The sequence below is a fragment of the Exiguobacterium sp. s91 genome (assembly GCF_018618915.1).
Classification (GTDB): domain Bacteria; phylum Bacillota; class Bacilli; order Exiguobacteriales; family Exiguobacteriaceae; genus Exiguobacterium_A; species Exiguobacterium_A abrahamii.
This window is the reverse complement of record NZ_JACSMZ010000001.1, coordinates 1,490,589-1,506,356: the sequence shown is the minus strand read 5'-3', so window position 1 is coordinate 1,506,356 and position 15,768 is coordinate 1,490,589. Positions and strand designations below refer to the sequence as shown.

The following is a 15,768-nucleotide window of genomic DNA, read 5'->3' as shown; positions in this document are numbered from 1 at the left end:
TAGAGAATCCTGATGAAGACCGTGACAATCCAGAGAAAGTGAGGAGATTAACGTGCAGATTTACATTGAAGAACATCAAAATCATGCGAAGACGATTAAAGAATATCATCTGACACTAAAAGGACAAGACCGAATCGAATCCATTTTTTCATTCGAATATTATAATGATGACTCAAAGGAAGATGAAGTCATTTCGGACGAAGAAGTGTTAACCCAATTATTCACACGGTTGAATCGTTTTCCAATCTATCTCTCCTTTGGATTCCATGAACTGACGGATTTAGAAAAAGAAGATTTGCTGTCTACGCTTAAGCACAAACAATTATCGTATACAGAGATCCTAATCACTAAGCGTGAAAGATATATGACCGTCGAAGTGAATTGCCCAGAAGACTTATTTCAGGTACTCACGCAGTCAATTACAATGGCTAACTACAATGGCTACTATTTGATTGCTTTCACTGATTTATTGAAGTTTGAAACGAGGAGAGTAAGACGGTGGTTGATCAAAAAAGAGAGAGTAGTATCAGTAATCGATATGACGAAACCAACGACATTTTTTAAAATCGGGTTTGATTTCGAGAATATTCTGATCTTCTCGAATGAAACAGATTTCGATGCATTAGAAAAAATAGAAGCACTGTTTCCAGAGGATGAAATCGAGCGGTAATGGAGAGATTATGAGGGGAGAGGGAACGTGTTGGATGTCTATTTTGAGAAGCATATGGATCATGCACAAGTGTTCAAAGACAGATACTTGTACGTTGATCGACCAGAACGTATCGACTTCATCTATTCGATGGGTTGTCTACCGGATGACACTGAAAGCGACTATCAAGGCGATTCAAATCGAGTCTTGAAACAATTTTTGACGCGTCTCAATCGGTTCCCGATTTTCGTCACGTTCGGTGGAGGATTTACGGATGAGGAGGTCGAGCCGTTTTTTCAAAAGCATAATCTATCGTATAAAAAGGTTCGACCAAACAAGAACCTATACTATAGCGTTCAAGTGCATGACGCGACCGAACTTGAGTTGTTGCTAGATGAGACCTATTGGTATGGGGCTGTGAACGAAGACTTCTTTATATCGTTTACGAATCTCCTGACGTTTGAGCGGAGAATGGTCAAAGGATGGTTTTTCAAAAAAGAACGTATCGTTCCCGTCATTCATGTGACGAAAGAGATGTCGTTCATCACGATGGAACATGATTTCATGGGCTATTATCTGTTTTCGAATGAACCCTGTTTTAATACCGAGGACAAGGTGAAAGCCATCTTTCCTGACGACGGTACCATTGAATTCTATTGATGAAACCAGCAACTCGATTTAGTTGGATGATGTAGATGGATCAAGCAGAATACGTGGAGGGATTTTCATGTTATACATCGATCTCGAAGAACATACGAATCATGCAAAAGTGATCAAAGACCGCTATCTCGATATTGATCCACCGGGTGCTATTAAGTCGATTTATTCGATGGGATGTCTTCCAAATGACGAGAAACGAGACTATCAACATGACTCCAATGAAGTACTGAAGCATTTTTTGACGCGTCTGAATCGCTTTCCAATATTCGTCACGTTCGGTGGTGGTTTTACCAATGAAGAAGTGGAACCGTTTTTTCAGAAGGAAAATCTGTTCTACACAAAGATTCAACCAGATAAGAGCAGTCTTTTTTATAGCGTTCAAGTGAACGATGCGAGCGAACTTGAGCGTCTGCTGGACGAAACGTATTGGTATGCGGCAGTAAACGATTTTTATTTCCTATCGTTTACGAATCTCCTGACGTTTGAACGGAAAATAGTCAAAGGGTGGTTTTTCAAAAAAGAACGTATCGTTCCCGTCATTCGTGCGACGGAAGAGATGTCGTTCATCACAATGGAGCATGATTTCATGGGCTATTATCTGTTTTCAAATGAAGCCTGTTTTGATACTGAAGAGAAGGTAAAATCGTTTCTTCCTAAAGGAGAAGGCATTGACTATTATGAATGACATCCGGACGGGTGATATAAGGGAGGACGATCATGTTTGGGATTAGTACGAGTTTAAAAGAAGTGCCAGAAAACGAAAAAGAGATTCTACCATTTCCGAGTCACGTCCAACGTTTTTTAAGAGAAGAATTCGCAAGTACCTCCAATCGCTGTGACCTCTTGATTGATCTCGATCCTTACGGCGATAAGTTGTTCTTAGCGAGAGAAGTGAACGAGTTGATTGGAATTTGCGAGCTGCTTATTCAACGCTATTGCACACCGAAGGAAGCGTGGATGATGAATGAAGCGAATCATTATGCGAATGAGCCGTGGACGATGCATCAGTCAGATAAACGAATCATGGAATTACATCAATTTTTAGAATTGTTGAAGCGGATGTGCATCGCGTCTGTCGAACAGAATACGTTGGTTTGTTTTTGGGGCGACTGATTGATTGAATGTTGAAGAATATATAAAAATTGGAGTTTTGAAAAGTGAGAAAAAAGTTAAAGATCACGGGAATCATAGCAGGTGTAAGTCTTTCGATATATGTCGTGTGGACGATCTATCGACTATTTTTCTTGGTTGATATCAATGTTGTACCAAAAGAAGACTATATCTCAAAAAGTAGCTCGCCCGATCAGGCGTACACGATTCGCTTTTACCGCGCGAATGGTAGTGCGACGGTGGATTATGCGATGCTCGGCATTATGGAGAACAAGGACGGAGAAAAGCGCAGAATGTACTGGGAGTATCCTTGTCGCGAAATAAAAGAAGTGAAGTGGACGAAGGATACGGTGACGATCAATGGCACTAAAATCAAGATATGGAGTCAAGTGTATGACTTCAGAGAGGGCATATACGAAGCAGATTAAGAGGAACATGAGGATGATGGTATGCATTCAGCAAATTTTGGCGTACGACCACGTGACGTAGTTGTTAGAAACCAAGCATGGATGAAAAAAGACGATATTTACCGATTGCTTGGTTTCTTCAACAAATAGCGAGGTGGTGGACCGAAAGATTGCTCCGCTTCGAAATACGCCAACTCGCCTGGAATACAAGAAATGATCGAGGCGAATCCAAAGCCGATGGCGTGTTCGAGTGCCTCACGGAGAGGTAACGTTTTCCCGCTAATCAGCTCGTTTTCTGATAGACAATAGCACGTATCCGGTGCACCATATTGTTTCAACAAATCATACGTATCGTCTGGCCATGAATTAGGTGGTTTGATTTCAATCAAATAATCATTCTTCAGCATGCTTAAATACCGGTGATCTAACCGCTGAAGCGCCATATCTCGTTTTTTGGGCGTGAACAATTCATGTAGAACGCGCTCTTGAACGCGCTTGACAAAAAATGATTGGACGAGCACTCTTTCTTGTTCTTTATCCATGTTTTCAGTTCCTTTCTACTTAATCTATCGTACCGAATCCATTACATACACTCATTGAATTCATTTTACATAAAAAGGAGCCATTTTATGAGCTACCTATCTGCGGGATATTATCTTATTCTGCCAACTCCTCGAAAAGAATACATGGACAAAGCTGTTGTTCCTGAGTCCGTTCTATCCGTAAGTGAATGCATCTGTACACACTATCCTGACATCAGTATCTTATGGGGAAACTCGGAAGTAAAGAAAGACCATTATATGGATCAACTCGGTCTCTCACTTACCACCTTTCAGTTACTCGAACAATGGATAGAAAAACATCGGAAGACAGGAGATATGTTGTTTCCTCAAGTGTTCTCTAACTTAAATGCTGCGCAAACGTTCGTAGATCGTTTTTTGAATCATCTTCCTGACATACGTATCATTAGCATCGGTTTGCCTGAACAGTATAAAGTGGATTTTCTTGAAGATATAGCGGCTTTTAGTAGTAAAAATTCAGAGCCTTATGGAGTAGAAAAAATGGTATCACAACATCTCAGCCCTGACACAGACGGTGCCAAAAAAATCGGGTACGAAGTGTTAGGATTTGATTCGGGATTATTTCATTCGTATGTGTGTAACGGACTGGAACGCGATTTTTATCATCATTTCAACACTTCACTAAATAGCCATGGTTTAATCCATACGTTCGAAGAAGCGGATCGTTACTCAGACTATTGTAATGAATTAGGCGAGGCGACAGAAGAAGTCTTATGGTTTCCATGGGCGATTTTTGAATATGAACGGAGCAATTAGAAGTAAAGATAATTTTAATCGAGTAACAGTGTTTAGCGTAATGGATCAGGAGGATAAAAAACGATGGAATCGAACGAACAATTAGAACAGCATGTAAATCAATTAAGAAATACACTTTATGAATTCGAAAAGAAGATGGAACACAAATTTTCGATTGAAGAATGGCGGTACCTTCTGGAAAACGGATTAAATAGTCTTTTGAGCACACGTGAAGACACACAGCAAATGATTTCAAAGCTCTCCATTCGATCGAAAAAAAGGCCTATTCGTTGGAAGCTAACATCTGGAGTTGTCTATGCCATTCCGTTACCTCGACTTGGAGGATACGGATATGCAGAGATGAGAATTTCGAAAGATGAGAATCATGAGACTGGAAAGATAAAGTCTATGGATTACATTCAATACTATAATCTTAGAACAGAAAGAATTCTTTCGCTCCAGGAGTTAGACCAAAAGAATCCTGAGACTTGTATCATCATAGATACGGGGTATTACGGGATTACAGAAGGAGAATGGATCGTACTTGGAAAACGGCATCGAGAAAAAGAAACGTTTGAGACGCCATTACTATTTGGTAGTGTACCTAGTTTAAATTCTGATGAGGAAAACTACTATGTTACTCGAGGTATCAATGGAAAAAGAATGTTTGTGGAAGAAGAAAAGGCACGATCGGTGATAAATCCTTCTGCAACCTGTGGTGATTTATCTGCTGTATACAAATATGAAGAACGATTAAAAATAATGAATGATTTTAAGAATTCATAATAAGTTAACGGGGATACAAAACATTGAAAAATAAAGAGCAATTAGAATTGTATGTAAATCAATTGAGAAGTACACTTCAAGAATTCGAAAAGAGAGAGGGTCACGAATTTTTGATTGAGGAATGGCGGTACCTGCTGGAGCATGCATTGGATAGCCTTTTGAGTACACGAGAAGATGAGGAAAAGGATATTTCTACCCTTTCCATTCGAACCCAAAAAAAGCCTGTACGTTGGAACCTATCATCAGGAATTGTCTATGCGATTCCGTTACCCCGACTAGGAGGATACGGATATGCAGAAATGAGAGTCTCAAAAGATAAAAACTTTGAGAGTGGAGAAATAAATTCTATGAAATACGTTCAATACTACAACCTTAGAACAGAAACGATTCTTTCCCTTTACGAGTTAGATCAAAAAAAGCCTGAGACTTGTATCATCATGGATACAGGACAACAGGGAATAAGAGAAGGGGAATGGAAAACGATCGGAAAAAGGCATCGGGAAGAAACGTTTGAGACGCCATTACTATTTGGTAGTATACCTAGCTTAGATTCTGATGAAGAATACTACTACATTACTCGAGGTATTTATGGAGAAAGAGTGTTTGTGGAAGAGGAAAAGGCACGAGCGGTAATCAATCCCTCAGGAACGTGGGGTGATCGAGCAGCTGTATACGAATTCGAAGATCAATTGAAAGAGTTGAATGACTTTAGAAACACATTATAAGATGATGAGGAACAAACCATTGGAGAATAAAGAGCAATTAGAACTGTATGTAAATCAATTGAGAAATACACTTCAAGAATTCGAAAAGAAGATGGATCACGAATTTTCTGTTGAAGAGTGGTGTTACCTGCTCGAACATGGACTAAATAGCTTATTGAGTACACGGAAAGATGAACAACAAGTGATTTCAAGCGTCTCGATTCGTATGAAAAAGAAACCTTCGCGATGGAATTTATCATCAGGAGTTGTCTATGCGATTCCTTTACCTCGACTTGGAGGGTATGGATATGCAGAAATGAGAATCTCTAAAGATGAGAACCATGAGACTGGAAAACTAGAGTCTATGGATTACATCCAATACTATAATCTTAGAACAGAAAGAATTCTTTCACTTCATGAGTTAGATAAAAAAAATCCTGAACCTTGTATAGTCATTAGAACGGGTTACTATGGTATAAAAAATCGGGAATGGATTGTACTTGGAAGACGCCATCGAGAAGAAGGAACATTTTCAACTCCGTTGTTATTTGACACTTTAGAATCGAATGATGAAGAGTATTTCATCACGAAAGGCTTATGGGGAGAGAAAATTTTTGTGGATGAAAAAGAGGCTAAAGCAGTCGTAAATCCATATGGTTCAAGTGGGGATATAGCTGCTGTTTACAAATACGAAGAACGATTAAAAGAAATCAATGACAATTTGAAATGACTATTTATGTTGGGATCACAGATTGGTTTAGAAGTATTAAAACGATACTCAAACGGAGGTTGATTTAATGAATTATCTTGATCATTTAGAACAGCATTGCGGAGAATTCACGGAAGCATTTCCAATCGAGGAACTTGAACAAAAGAACGTCCAAATCTTGAAATTCAAAGATGCACCATTTAAGGAAACCTATACGATTGCATCCCTTGGATTACTTTTTCATCCACTCCAAACGGAAGATGATTCACTGATGCATCAAGAAATAATGATGTCAGCGGAACAACCAGACGTTCAGGACGAGATCATTTATTTACTCTGGCAATTGGCTGAGTACGCTATGAGAACAGGACATGCATTTATTGCAGCAGAATATTATCCACTCCCTGAAGGAATATTTGAAAAGTATCAGTTCTCCTCTGTTTATGTTACAAGTCCTGTGTACTTTGATGAATCCTTCTTCCTATTTGAAACAGATTCTAATGTTGGGAATGAGCCAGATACCGTATTGCCAGTCTGGTTCGTACCGATTTTTGAATCTGAGGAGAAATATATTGAAAAGTATGGAGCAGATCGATTCGAAGATCTTTTGTTCGAGACAGATGAGTTAGTAGATTTTAACCGTAAACCACTCGTGTAGATGATTATTGATAGCTATTTGAAAGATAGAACATCGATCATACACGATCTGATAGAAAATCCTAGAGGTTTAGAGAATAATGGAGGATCAAATGAAGACGCCTCGTATACCTGACATCATATCGAAATTAGAATTGGTTTTAGAAAATAAACTTTCTAGAGAAGAAGTGTCTGATTGGGCTTATAAATGGATGATGGTTTTAGAAAATAAAGAAGGATGGGAGACTACAGATTACGATATTTTAGTTTTTCAAGGTTTAACTACAGTGTATGGCATGGACTTACTTAATAGCCCTACCGTATATCTGCACTGTGAGGAAGATATCCGTGATTGGGTGAAAGAACTCCAAAAAAACGAGAATAACGATCATCAGAAGCTTAGAAAGAAGTTTAACTAAAGTCTTGATATATCGCACAATGACAGTAAATCATCTAGTGGATGCTTGAACTCCTCAAGTGAATTAGAAGAATTTCCATAACTGTTTTAAAAACAGGAGGTATGAATGAATAAGAATCAAATCATGGATTCAGGATGGAATCGTCAAACCATATGGCAGGGATGTATACTCGCTTCAATCGCTCATGCTATCTTTGTCGCAAACAACCCCGATTTTGCTTATGAGCATTCGTGGGATGGTGATCATTACAGTACGAATGATGGTCAAGGCTGTAGAGGAACAGTATCATTTGGACCGGATTTTTTTGTGGCGGGCTTTCGAAACGAAGATTTTTTTGAAGAGACTGTAGAAGCGAATGACTTGCTAATCGAAGCACCAGAAAAAGTACAAAAAACGGCTATAGATGATACTTTTCAATATCTATTAGATGATATTGAAGGAGTCGTTTTCCCGGTCGTCACTACTGTCTTGTGGGGAGATGATCGTCTAATTTTTTCTAGTCATCAATACGAAGAAATGATGGATCGGGGATCAAGTCTATTAGAAATACAGGCATCGGGTTACGAAGCTGGACTGGCATATTGGGAAGAGTACTACGAGCTCACAGAACAACAGCTGACGCTCCTAGAAACACTATATCACGTGAAAATAGAGAATCCATCTCAAGCTATTACCTTATCGCATGAGGACATTCAAGTATTAGATACGAGTGATATGGAAGGAATTGAGGAGAGTACAACTTCTTTTGATGAGATTGCTATTCATTGGCCTGATGATGTTTCTAACTAATCTATTCACTTGCGTAATCTAGTGATGATTGCAAAGAAGCACACATCGTAAAAGAGATGTGTGCTTCTATCTTTTATACTAGATGAGTGTAGCTTTCATGCTTTAAACCGTACTCCGGAAACATTAAGAGTGACAAATGCTATTACGTTCTACCATTTGTATTATCGAATTGTATTATCGAAGTAAAATCTTATATCAAGGAAATAGATTTTCTTCTTCAATATAGGAAATAAACATTTCTTGTAAAAATTCATCAGCCTGCTCAGAATCTAGTAGTAATGAAGGCTCGATTTTACAGTTAGTAAGTGGTGAAGTCCCGTCAATAATGCCGAAAATGTGTGATACGTCATCAATTATAGTTTGTTCAATCAATTTCATTAATATTTTCTGATTATCATCACTTAAACTTTGATATAAGCTAATTATCTGTCTTGAGAAGTCATCCATATCTGAACTCATTTCTATGTTGTTAAACATGACCTTATAAGAACGAATACTCTCGGTTACAACCGTTTCGTATATTGCTTTAGTAAATTGCTCAGTTTTACCATCCATATCGATTCCCTCATCTCATCATATTTATCATTTGACAACACTTTAATTGTTACTTGCACTGATTGCACGGCCGTTATTCAATCAATATTATTCTTTTGGTGCTTTCCAAGTAGATTGATGATTGGCTTTCCTTGGTCAATGGGTCAAAAGAATCAAGGTAACTTAGCTTCATTTTTGCAGGATTTTTGTAGACCTTTAATTCAGTAGTAGTAGTGTAAAACACCATCGAAATTAGTATATTTTAAAAGTGTACTATTTCGATGGTGTTTTATTTTTGTCTCATACATGTAGGGGAGCTCAAGTACATAAAGAAAGAGCTTTGTTTTATGATTATTGAAGTAACTTTTGGTATTTGTATCCTTTCAAAAGATCAGCTTCACCTTTAAAGGACCATTCCTCTATTTTAGAATCTGGATGTAATTTAAAATAATGGTCTAGGATATCGTGTCCTAAATTGTAGTTACTCCACCGGGGGATGTCTTTTTGAGGACTACCGCCTACAAGGTCCTCGTAAGTAGCTTCACCAGTTTGAATCAACTTTGCGACATGTTTGATTGTCGTATCATCCATGGGTTCATCCCACGGGGCCTTCACATTTTTTAAGACTCGATCAGCAAAAGCATCTGCTTTTCCCTCAACAATTACCGAATCGAGTAATTTATTCATCTGATATTCTGGTCTATCTTGAAGGATTAAATGATGGTATTCATGTGCAACGGTATAGGCGAGAGCATCCTTATCGAAATCTTCCGCCAGATAGAGCACGACCGCATCTTTGTACGTTCCTGCTGCTACTCCACCCATCGGTTCGGTCATCGTCGTATATTCCGAGTTGATCGGTACGATGAAAATCGTACTCTTTTTCTTTGGAAGGACTTTATGCGCAGCAGTGTAGTTTTTTGTGATGATTTTTTTTATCTCGTCTTGTCGTTCTTCCAGAGCATCGATTCGATCAAGCAGTGCTTGCTGATAAGCAGTCGATTGCATCATGAAGAAACCTTTTAAAGAAGTAGTATCAAAATCTTCTTTTTCACCCGTTTTATCGATATCGTTTAGAACATATTTTATGTAATTTTGTTTACTCACTTCAATATCATTATCTTTTAGTGAAGCTTTTAAGTATTTTTGATAGGGAGAGTAAAGAGGAACGATATTCACTTCACTGTCATTGTTGAGTTCAATGGACTCCGATTTAAATTTTTCGCTTTGACTTTCTTCTGAACATGCGGTTAAAACGACTAAAGGAACACATAAAAAAGGTACAAGTATTCTTTTCAATATATAATCATCCCTTCAATACATACATAAATATCCTGGAAGATTATTTAAAAAATAAATAATCGCTGTAATTAAGATAACATTCTGTCTCTTTATAGTCAAAATATGTAATTTTAGAGTCGGAAATACATGGGTCATGTTTCTATATACTAAGTGAAGGGACAAGAACTATTACTACTGGTCTTAGACAGGATGGCTATCTCTTCGACCTTCATGTAAGTAAAAAAGCCACCTAGTACGGTGACTTTTTTACTTACATCTACAGCTTTATGAATGTGGATCACTCAACTCTTCTGCTCTTCGTTAAAAAATCTTCGTGGATACCTGTGACACCGTTTTGCGCCCAATTTCCTGGGGCCATTTCTCGAATAAGAATCAATATCTTATCTCCCGGTGCAGGGGTGAAAAGCGAGAGAACTTCAGTTAACTTATTCACCCAAGCATCTTTTGTTTTTTGATCGAACGTATCCCACACATCGATCGTCAAGATAGCCATTCCTGCGACAGGAGTGGCGTCTGTTGCATAAGACGTTCGTGTCTGCCAATTTGTTATGCGACTATCGAAAGAAAAGGTCGGATCGGATGCCATGGCACCCGCTTTTCCAAAGTTTTCTGGTTCTTGTTCGTGAATCATGACTTGAATCTTGTCAGGAATCATGTTCAGTGTCTCAACCGTTGTATTCGTCAGTTGATGAATGAGTTGTCGCTTCGTATCACGTGACATCACTGGCCAAGTATTTAGAGAAAGTAATGGCATCAGAGCACCTCTCGTTCGTTTAGATAAGTACGCAATGCATTTACTACGATCTCATGATCTTCTTCAGGAGTTAACCCTGAAACTGTGATCATTCCGACAATCAGTCCACCATCCAGTATGATCGGGAAAGATCCACCGAAAGCAGCAAAGCTTGAGTCTAATCGATGTTCCTCGTTATACGTCATCTCACTACGTGCAGATCGTAATTGCATGAAGTAAGAACTGTGAAGATGGTAGTCGACGACTCGTTTTTTTCGTTCGATCCATTCGCCGTTGATACGGGTCGTACCTGGCATCTTATAATGGAACATCAACGTACCATTGACGGTAATATCAATGGCGATGGATACGTTGTTTTTCTGTGCTTCTTGAATCAAGGTCAATCCTAACGGAAAGATATCATCGTGTGCGAATCGCTTAAAACGTAAAGTATGTTCTTCCAGTTGTGTTTGTTGTAGCAAGTCTTCGATCGACATCGGTAAGCTCCTTTTCAGATAAGATAGGGTCTCTGTATTGATTAAAAGTCAAACGTATCTGGATCCGGTCCACTCCGAAGATTTTCATTTAATTGGTTTAATCGTTCCATATCTTCTGGAAGGATTTCGAAATCAGTGATGCGCAGATTTTCTTGCATCCGTGAAGGCGTCATGGACTTAGGAATCGTGATGATGCCCTGCTGAATATCCCATCGTAGAATGATTTGAGCAGCTGATTTTTTGTATTGTGTAGCGAGCTCCTGAATGACCTCATTTTCTAGAAGTTCCGCATTCATAAGCGGTGACCAGGCTTCAATTTGAATCCCATGTTCACTGCAGAATTGACGCAACTCTGACTGAGTTAGCTTCGGATGGAGTTCGATTTGATTGACGACAGGTATGATGGATGCATGTTGCAGTAAGTCTTCGAGATGGTGGATTTGAAAATTACTCACACCAATCGCGCGGACCTTGTCCGTTTGAACCAATTCTTCAAGTGCTTTCCAAGGAGCTTGATACTTGGCTTTCCCCGGCCAATGGATCAAGTAGAGATCGAGGTACTACAACTGCATTTTTTCTAAGGATTCTGCGTAAGCAACAAGTGTTTTTTCATATGATCCATGTGCATTCCAGACTTTTGATGTCACGAATAGTTCTTCGCGTGTTACGAGTCCTTCTTCGATAGCTTTCGCAATGCCTCTGCCGACACTTTGTTCGTTACCATAGATGGCTGCAGTATCGATACTACGATAGCCTTCGCGAATCGCAGTCACGACCGCTTGCTCGAGATCCGCACCGTCCTCGACACGAAATACGCCATATCCGACTTGTGGCATGTCCACGCCATTGTTTAACCGTACTGTAGAGATTTTCATATTCATCTAGCTCCTTTATCAAAATTACAGCAAAAAAATCATGCTGTATGTGTGACATCATCATATCGGGAGCAATCAGAAATAAGAAGACGGCACTTTAAAGTTCCATAGTCACCAAAAAGTGTCTTTTCCTAAATCACAGGAACGAGGGAAGTACAAAAATTAAACAGCAAATAGCCCTGCATTCGAAAATGCAGGGCTATTTATGGAAGGACAGAAAAATTAAAAGCTATTTTTCAAGTGTTCATTTTGGAGATGCTGCTCTCCCCAGTCACATAAGACATTCATGGTCGATTTTAACGATCGCCCATAGTCCGTTAACTCATATTCGACCTTAGGTGGAGCTTGGTGATAGAGGACCCGTCGAATGACACCATCCTGTTCTAATTCTCTTAATTGCTGGACCAGCATTTTTTGAGAGACATTCGGCATGCGACGTTTTAACTCACTCGTCCGGTACTTATCTTTAAACAAATGGCACAAGATGACGACTTTCCATTTCCCGCCGATTACTTTTAAAGCAGCTTCGACAGGAATACTAAATTTACTCAACACGATAACTCCTTCATCCATAAAATTAAAATACAATGACTGATTCCTTCGTTAAAAGAATTACCAAAACGAAATATAGCATAAGTTGTACTTTATTCAAAAGAAGTGAACTCGTATGACTATATCAACTAGTATTGAGCATTACTCGTGTTGTAAAGCAGGGCGTTAGCAAAATATCCGATTTAGTTTTCCTTAGGCGTAGCTTTACGTTATTTTATTTTGTTGCCTCTGCTTCATACTTCTCTAAAAATTCATCAACAGAGACCTTCTCATTTACTTCACTCGTTGATTTACTCGAGGAAATGGTGTGGGACGGTCCTTTTAAATCATCTGGACTTGATTGGATTTCGAGCACTAATGTATCACCTAAACCCGTTTCAAGCCCACTTCCGAAGCTAAAAGTTCGTGTTACATAAGCTTCAGCATAATTTCGTTGATTTTCGGAGTACACTTTTACGTTAGAAATCTTATAACTAAATGAATGTAGCTGTTGCTTATCCACTTTTGTACTAGAGAGAAAAATTAATACAGCCTCGTCGCGAGAAGATAATCTCGATTGATTGGTGTGTGCTAACGGCGTATTGTTTAAAAAATCCGCTTTTTGTTGCTCCAGGACGTTCGTGAAAAAAGTGAGGGCTTGCTCCTTTGAAATCGTGCTTTCAGTTTTTTCCTGTGAAATATTAGAAGTCGCTATTGCGTTACTGATCAAAAAACCAGAAGATAGAAGTACACCTAAAGAGAGTGATAATAAAATAGTTTTCTTCAATATCAAAACCTCTTTCTGTTGTATGGATACTGTTACTATATAACAAAAAAAACCAAAAAAGGAAAGGTTGAAAAAGATGGGTAAATCGAATTCTAAGAAAAAGAACAGAAAGAAAATAGTCCTGACATGTTTCGGAACGCTAGCCATCATCGTACTACTCATGCCGATTCTATCACCGATTCTGTTTACGGATGCTTCGCCAAGAGGTGCTCTAAGACACGAACTCTATAAAGAAGGCTATTTCTATCAAAGTTACTTTGCAATCATTACGGAACAAGATCCACAAGCGGAGCGTTACCACATGTTTTGGTTTGATTGGAAAAGTGAAACGGGGGGAACTCCTTTTGTCTGTTATTCAAAGAAGGTGAACGAAGAAAAGTATGCGGTCTCTTGTGGTACAGGTCCATGACCTGATTTTTCGGATAAGAATCTTACATAAGAAAAGTGAATACATCATGCGAAATAGGAGTGCAGGCTGGTGCGATGGATGCGTACATAGTTTTGCACTCCTTTTGTAAAAAAGAAGATATAAAAGAAAAAATCATACATAGAAAATTCTTCAATGAAACTTAATAAAGGAAAATATCGTAATTATTAGTTGTATAATAACTTCATGAAATAAACATATTCAAAGAATACATATGTCGGAGGAGACGTCTATGGTAATATCGTTTCTTGGACTTGGTGTCGGGATATTCTTGTTGACGTTAGGCATCTATTTCATCCGCTCAAAGCATGCGAAAAAGACACCGTTAGAAGGACACGGGGATAGTGTCGACACGGTAGATTCATTCGTACTCAGTATCATTTTGTCAATTGGCGTCATCTTATTTTGTTCGTTGACCGTCAGACATTATGGTTACGTCTGTGTCTTAGGTGGACTGTTCATACTATACGTGGTCAGCGCAGCATGGTGAGACCTATAAGAATGTAGAAGGTAAGATAAAAGGAGCACAAATCATGATTCAATTAGTAAAACAAATCGGCGATCGTGTGCATCACATCGTCTTTCACCAAGAGGGGCGCACTTTATTCTGCCGGGAAGGTGTTGCCCGAAAAGAGCAAGCAGTCGATAGCGAGGACATGATGGAAAGGAATGAAGAGTCCGCAACGAAGCGGATTGTTTTTAAAAATCCGTTCCTCGCGTATCGTCAGAAAAAAACGTGGGTTCGTGAAAAATTAGACGATGGTTACATCCGGTCACCTTTTGCTCTGTCTGAAGCGATGGACTTTCGAGCCGACCGACGCATCATAAAGTTGCGTATTTTTAGCGCTTTATTGATCTTGTTCAGTGGATTACTGACGCTGACAGGTAGCTTACCGATTCCAGGATATGTGACATTCGTTGTTCTGACTCTGTTCTGGCCGCGTGATCTCGAAGGAAAATCAGCACGTGCTCGCTTCTATTTTTGGTCTGGTGGACTCTTCTTATTCGCGTTAGCGGGCTCATCAAAAAACTATTTATCACCAATCAATCTCTCGATTAACGGAGCGGTCTGTCTCATCTCAGGATTCATTCTCCTGTTGTATGCGTCAGAACAATTACAGGAACTTGCGACGAAAGGAATCACATATCATGACGAATCAACAAACAAAGGTGATTGAACTCAAGCGCGACAATGGTCAAGCGACCGACTACTGGGTCAGTTACCGGATGGGGCGCACGCTGTATCAGGTATCCGTGCAAGAACAAGCGGATGGTCAAACGGATGAAGGGGAGGTCGTCAAAGAACGTTTTCCGTTTTATTTCGGGATGACGAAACGAATGCTTGAGTTAGCGGAAGCGAAAGAAGCACTTGGTTTTCGACCGTTGACTGAAGCGGAGAAAGCAGCGCCCGTCATCGAGGAAGAGGAAGCGCAGCTCGATCCTGCTTTCTTTAAGCCCGCTATTAGGTACGCTTGGTTGATGCTTGGTCTTGGTATCCTTCTTTTCCTTCTTCCTTCGCCGATCCTAAACGGACTCGCGTTCGGACTTGGCTTATACATTTGGTATGAGACATTCGGGCAGCCAGGAATACCGCGCAGCTATCAACGGTATTTCCACGGGATGCTTGCGGGATTGACGATCTTACAGGTGCTATCAGCGTTAGAGTTCGAGCGCGTCGCGCAACCGTACTATGCGACGATTTGTGTGATTTCCGCGATCGTACTAGTGCTGCTCGTCGTTCAGCACCGCTTGAAAGAGACCGATCAAATCGGTCAGGGGGAAAGTATTCGGGTTAGGAAAATGAAAGACATCGATCTCGATCGTTTAGATGATTGAACACGAGTAAACAGGAATCGTTGGATGAACGAAAGCAGGCAGAGAGATCCGCCTGCTTTTT

At 39.5% G+C, this 15,768-nt stretch carries 23 protein-coding genes and 1 pseudogene; 16 read left to right on the top strand and 8 right to left on the bottom strand.

Annotation, left to right across the window (positions count from 1 at the left end; genetic code table 11):
• Positions 1-52 precede the first annotated feature (52 nt).
• The 5 genes from KNQ06_RS07875 (at position 53) to KNQ06_RS07855 (ending at position 2,847) form a co-directional block, all read left to right on the top strand.
• Positions 53-670, top strand: a complete 618-nt coding sequence (locus KNQ06_RS07875; RefSeq protein ID WP_215147844.1) for a hypothetical protein — start codon at positions 53-55, stop codon at positions 668-670.
• Positions 671-697: 27 nt separating this feature from the next.
• On the top strand, positions 698-1,309 hold the full coding sequence (locus KNQ06_RS07870) for a hypothetical protein (protein ID WP_215147843.1): 612 nt from the start codon (positions 698-700) through the stop codon (positions 1,307-1,309).
• A 67-nt stretch (positions 1,310-1,376) separates the two neighbouring features.
• Positions 1,377-1,994, top strand: coding sequence for a hypothetical protein (locus KNQ06_RS07865; protein ID WP_215147842.1), 618 nt, complete (start codon positions 1,377-1,379; stop codon positions 1,992-1,994).
• A 32-nt stretch (positions 1,995-2,026) separates the two neighbouring features.
• Entirely contained in the window at positions 2,027-2,422 is a 396-nt protein-coding gene (locus KNQ06_RS07860) for a hypothetical protein (protein ID WP_215147841.1), read from the top strand.
• Positions 2,423-2,466: 44 nt separating this feature from the next.
• Positions 2,467-2,847: a DUF5412 family protein gene (locus KNQ06_RS07855; RefSeq protein ID WP_215147840.1), complete on the top strand. Its 381-nt coding sequence runs from the start codon at positions 2,467-2,469 to the stop codon at positions 2,845-2,847.
• Positions 2,848-2,945: 98 nt separating this feature from the next.
• Here KNQ06_RS07855 and KNQ06_RS07850 read toward each other — a convergent pair whose 3' ends face one another.
• A complete protein-coding gene (locus tag KNQ06_RS07850) occupies positions 2,946-3,368 on the bottom strand; it encodes a hypothetical protein (protein ID WP_023468065.1) in 423 nt (140 codons plus the stop codon).
• An 87-nt stretch (positions 3,369-3,455) separates the two neighbouring features.
• Between KNQ06_RS07850 and KNQ06_RS07845 the strand changes: the two genes are divergently transcribed.
• From KNQ06_RS07845 to KNQ06_RS07815, 7 genes are all read left to right on the top strand, one after another.
• A complete protein-coding gene (locus tag KNQ06_RS07845) occupies positions 3,456-4,163 on the top strand; it encodes a hypothetical protein (protein ID WP_251133494.1) in 708 nt (235 codons plus the stop codon).
• Positions 4,164-4,226: 63 nt separating this feature from the next.
• Positions 4,227-4,928, top strand: a complete 702-nt coding sequence (locus tag KNQ06_RS07840) for a hypothetical protein (RefSeq protein WP_215147839.1) — start codon at positions 4,227-4,229, stop codon at positions 4,926-4,928.
• 23 nt (positions 4,929-4,951) lie between these two features.
• Positions 4,952-5,653: an Imm26 family immunity protein gene (locus KNQ06_RS07835; RefSeq protein WP_215084373.1), complete on the top strand. Its 702-nt coding sequence runs from the start codon at positions 4,952-4,954 to the stop codon at positions 5,651-5,653.
• A 19-nt stretch (positions 5,654-5,672) separates the two neighbouring features.
• Positions 5,673-6,362, top strand: a complete 690-nt coding sequence (locus tag KNQ06_RS07830) for a hypothetical protein (RefSeq protein WP_215084371.1) — start codon at positions 5,673-5,675, stop codon at positions 6,360-6,362.
• A 67-nt stretch (positions 6,363-6,429) separates the two neighbouring features.
• Entirely contained in the window at positions 6,430-6,999 is a 570-nt protein-coding gene (locus KNQ06_RS07825; protein ID WP_215147837.1) for a suppressor of fused domain protein, read from the top strand.
• Positions 7,000-7,090: 91 nt separating this feature from the next.
• A complete protein-coding gene (locus KNQ06_RS07820; protein WP_215147835.1) occupies positions 7,091-7,396 on the top strand; it encodes a hypothetical protein in 306 nt (101 codons plus the stop codon).
• Between the two features lie 105 nt (positions 7,397-7,501).
• Positions 7,502-8,185: a hypothetical protein gene (locus KNQ06_RS07815; RefSeq protein ID WP_215147834.1), complete on the top strand. Its 684-nt coding sequence runs from the start codon at positions 7,502-7,504 to the stop codon at positions 8,183-8,185.
• A 195-nt stretch (positions 8,186-8,380) separates the two neighbouring features.
• On the opposite strand, the gene KNQ06_RS07810 is transcribed toward KNQ06_RS07815, so the two are convergent.
• The 7 genes and pseudogenes from KNQ06_RS07810 to KNQ06_RS07780 form a co-directional block, all read right to left on the bottom strand.
• Positions 8,381-8,740: a transposase gene (locus KNQ06_RS07810; protein ID WP_215084364.1), complete on the bottom strand. Its 360-nt coding sequence runs from the start codon at positions 8,738-8,740 to the stop codon at positions 8,381-8,383.
• 330 nt (positions 8,741-9,070) lie between these two features.
• On the bottom strand, positions 9,071-10,018 hold the full coding sequence (locus tag KNQ06_RS07805) for a DUF2268 domain-containing putative Zn-dependent protease (protein WP_215147833.1): 948 nt from the start codon (positions 10,016-10,018) through the stop codon (positions 9,071-9,073).
• A 280-nt stretch (positions 10,019-10,298) separates the two neighbouring features.
• Complete coding sequence (locus KNQ06_RS07800; protein ID WP_215147832.1) at positions 10,299-10,775, bottom strand: tautomerase family protein; 477 nt, start codon at positions 10,773-10,775, stop codon at positions 10,299-10,301.
• Positions 10,775-11,251, bottom strand: a complete 477-nt coding sequence (locus tag KNQ06_RS07795) for a heme-degrading domain-containing protein (RefSeq protein WP_215147831.1) — start codon at positions 11,249-11,251, stop codon at positions 10,775-10,777. Before KNQ06_RS07795 ends, KNQ06_RS07800 begins: the two co-directional genes overlap by 1 nt.
• A 41-nt stretch (positions 11,252-11,292) precedes the next feature.
• A pseudogene (locus KNQ06_RS07790) lies at positions 11,293-12,132 on the bottom strand (aldo/keto reductase).
• Between the two features lie 216 nt (positions 12,133-12,348).
• Entirely contained in the window at positions 12,349-12,678 is a 330-nt protein-coding gene (locus tag KNQ06_RS07785) for a winged helix-turn-helix transcriptional regulator (RefSeq protein ID WP_215147830.1), read from the bottom strand.
• Positions 12,679-12,892: 214 nt separating this feature from the next.
• The gene (locus tag KNQ06_RS07780; protein WP_215147829.1) at positions 12,893-13,444 is read right to left on the bottom strand and encodes a hypothetical protein; all 552 of its coding nucleotides are present in this window, start codon (positions 13,442-13,444) and stop codon (positions 12,893-12,895) included.
• Positions 13,445-13,520: 76 nt separating this feature from the next.
• Between KNQ06_RS07780 and KNQ06_RS07775 the strand changes: the two genes are divergently transcribed.
• The 4 genes from KNQ06_RS07775 to KNQ06_RS07760 all read left to right on the top strand — a co-directional run bounded on the left by KNQ06_RS07775 (position 13,521) and on the right by KNQ06_RS07760 (position 15,707).
• Complete coding sequence (locus KNQ06_RS07775) at positions 13,521-13,853, top strand: hypothetical protein (protein ID WP_215147828.1); 333 nt, start codon at positions 13,521-13,523, stop codon at positions 13,851-13,853.
• 250 nt (positions 13,854-14,103) lie between these two features.
• Complete coding sequence (locus KNQ06_RS07770) at positions 14,104-14,361, top strand: hypothetical protein (protein WP_215147827.1); 258 nt, start codon at positions 14,104-14,106, stop codon at positions 14,359-14,361.
• A 43-nt stretch (positions 14,362-14,404) separates the two neighbouring features.
• Positions 14,405-15,049, top strand: a complete 645-nt coding sequence (locus tag KNQ06_RS07765; RefSeq protein ID WP_215147826.1) for a hypothetical protein — start codon at positions 14,405-14,407, stop codon at positions 15,047-15,049.
• Positions 15,021-15,707 carry a hypothetical protein gene (locus KNQ06_RS07760; RefSeq protein WP_215147824.1) on the top strand — a complete coding sequence of 229 codons (687 nt, stop codon included), beginning with the start codon at positions 15,021-15,023 and terminating at the stop codon, positions 15,705-15,707. Before KNQ06_RS07765 ends, KNQ06_RS07760 begins: the two co-directional genes overlap by 29 nt.
• The last annotated feature ends 61 nt before the right edge of the window (positions 15,708-15,768 follow it).